This is a genomic window from Brevinematia bacterium (assembly GCA_039630355.1).
In the GTDB taxonomy this organism is placed as follows: Bacteria; Spirochaetota; Brevinematia; order DTOW01; family DTOW01; genus SKYB106.
Map to the genome: position 1 here is coordinate 1 of JBCNVF010000022.1, position 2,865 is coordinate 2,865.

The 2,865-nt window shown below is 36.5% G+C and carries 2 protein-coding genes; both read right to left on the reverse strand.

The window, feature by feature from the left end:
* Positions 1-64: 64 nt before the first annotated feature.
* Positions 65-1,783, reverse strand: coding sequence for a S1 RNA-binding domain-containing protein (locus ABDH28_01945; GenBank protein ID MEN2997788.1), 1,719 nt, complete (start codon positions 1,781-1,783; stop codon positions 65-67).
* Between the two features lie 563 nt (positions 1,784-2,346).
* Positions 2,347-2,865 (reverse strand): DUF4143 domain-containing protein (locus tag ABDH28_01950; protein ID MEN2997789.1); only part of this gene is annotated, 519 nt, incomplete at its 5' end.

Genomic DNA, 2,865 nt, shown 5'->3' on the forward strand with positions numbered 1-2,865 from the left:
CAAAGCTGTAGACCGAGTTCCAAATTTCAATTACTTTTTCTACCATTTATTCCTCCACTAGCATTTACTCCTTAGAAGAGGTAGCTTTTTTAGCTTTTTTGGTTTCAGAGGTGTTTTTTTTAGCTACTGAGAAACCTTTAACTCTAAGTAGATCCGCAAGTGTGCCTTTTTTAACTTCTCCTGGCTCGGAAACTACGAATTCCTTTTTAGCTTCTTCTATTTGTTTTTTCTCTAGGGCTTTTATGCTAAGCTCAACTATCTTTTCGGATGGTACAACTTTCATAACCATTGCAGTAACGGGGGTTCCGACCTTAAACCTTTCTTTATGATCCACTCCTCTGTCAAATGAGATTTGTGAGGCCATAATGAAACCCTCTATCTCACCACCTAAGTCAACTATTATTCTGTCATCTTTTATTTCCTTGACTATGCCGTCAACTATGCTTCCCTTAGGATTGATTTCCTTAAATCTCTCCCAAGGATTTCCTTCTAGCCTCTTTACACTGAGAAATAGCAGTCTATTTTTTTTGTCAACTCTTGTTATAAGAGCTTCCACCATCTGTCCTCGTGAGTAGAGCTTTCTCAAATTTGGATACTCTTCCTTCCAAGAAACTTCTTCCCTTTTTAGTATTCCCTCAACACCTTCCATTATTCCTACGAATACGGAATTGTCAGTTATTGTGTTAACTCTTCCTCTTACGACCTGCCCTTTTCTATATCTTGTGTCAATGTCTTCCCAAGGATCTGGTGTTAGCTGTTTTATTCCAAGCTTAACTAGTCTCTTCTCAGTATCGTAAGAAAGAATTTTGGCTTTGACTATCTCTCCAACCTCAATTTTGTCCTCAAGAGACTTAGGTCTTCTACTCCAAGAGAGATCTGTGTCAAAAATAATGCCTCTTACTCCATCTGCTATTTCAACTACCGCGAATTTGTCTCTAACCAAAATAACCTTTCCTTGAACAACATCAGATTCTTTGTGTGATTTGATAAATTCTTCAAAAGGATCCTTTTCTATCTGTTTCTTACCAACCCTTACTCTACCTTTTTCCTTATTAATTTCTAAGATCTTAACAGTAATTTTGTCACCAAGGTTTACCACACTATTGATGTCTGTTACCTTCTTCCATGAGAAGTCATTTATGGACAAAAATGCTGTAACTCCATCAATGTCAAGAAGTATATACTTTTCTGAAATCTTTTTGACAGTGCCTACAACTTCATCGCCGACATTAGCTCTGGCAAAGAATTCTTCCCTTTTTTTGGTGATCTCCTCCATCAATACCGCTTTTCTTGACAGGACAAACTGACCTTCTTTTTTATTAACTATTTTGAACACTAATTCTTTGTTGAGATAGAGCTGAGGATCGGTATTTATTCTTGTGAGCTCAACTTGCGAAGCTGGAAGAAAGCCCTTTAGGTTAGTGCCGAGATCTACGAGAAACCCCTTCAAGACCTTGATATTGCTATCCTTCACTTTTTGATTTTCATACAATACCTTAACGATTTTTCCAGTAACTGGTTCACCAGAGTTAAATTTAGAATTTAGTTCTTCAATTTTTTCTCTTCTAGCTGCAACAAACCTTGAGCCGACTAGTCCATGATTTGTCTCAACGATGGCAATTTTTACCCTATCATTCAAATTTGGTAGAGAGTCAAATTCTTGCAAGGGAACGGAAACTTCGGATTTGTATCCACAGTCAATAAACACATCTTTTTCACCAATAAGCACAACTTTACCTTCTACTATCCTCGCTCCCTTAAAGGTCTCAAAGGGTTCTATCATATCCTCTCACCTTGAAATGATAGCAAATTCTAAAGATAACAAATATTTTATGTCAAGTTAGTTGACAGAAATCAAGTAAGGTTCAGGAAAATTGCAGTAAGATGATTGCTACATTCTCAATAATCTGATCATCTTTTTGATTAACCATCCCTTAAAACCACCAAACTTCAAAACTCTTTATGCTTGTCTTACGTATAAAATCCCTCTAAGGTGCTGTTGAGTGAAACTTCTTGAAATGTTTAGGATCCGTATATGTTGAAATGATAACTTCATCTACAAGTCTTTAAAACGAAAGCCTTCCAATTTTTACACTTTCAAACACGCTTTCAGTTGAGATTGAATGTGTGAGGATAGATTGTAGGAATTTAATTCTTGAATGTCCTTTCATACGCTTTACATAATTTATGCGTGAGGCGAGGAGTATTGGAAGAAAGTACAAAAGGTATGTGGGACAAAAAGTTAAAAATACAACAAACAAACTCACTATGGTGAGTAATCTATCAAAGAACTTTAGATAGATATATTTTACCTATAATCTTTCACATCTACTAAAAAATTAGTTTCTAGCAAACAAATCCAAAAGGTATAGCACCAACTCTAGAGTGTAGATACTTTATTTCATTACCTGTGTAAATCACAACACCTCTGATTGCTTGATCATACTCCTCTAAAAAGTTTATTAGATTCTTCGCATCATCAATAGAAACATAAGGTGAAGATTTGACCTCAATTGCAAGCAGTCTCTTACCCCACTCAATAACAAAATCCACCTCAGCACCACCAGAAGTGCTCCAGTAATATATCCTAGGTTCAGGACTTATCATTTTGCACCACACCTTTAAGTGATTAAATATAAGGTTCTCAAAAAAACATCCCTTCTCTTTGGAAGAATCAAGAGAATTAAGGTCATAATACCCAGCGAGATACACTCCAAGTCCCGGATCAACCCAATACACCTTTGGAGACTTAACAAGCCTCTTACCTTTACTAACCGAGTAAGCAGGCAACCTAGATATCGCATAGGAAACTTCTAGAATATTAAGATACCTACCGACCGTAGGTTGACTTACTCCCGTCTCCCT

Excerpts from the sequence above, each read along its gene's own strand:
- ABDH28_01945 (MEN2997788.1), bottom strand. The coding sequence starts at position 1,783 with ATGATAGAACCCTTTGAGACCTTTAAGGGAGCGAGGATAGTAGAAGGT.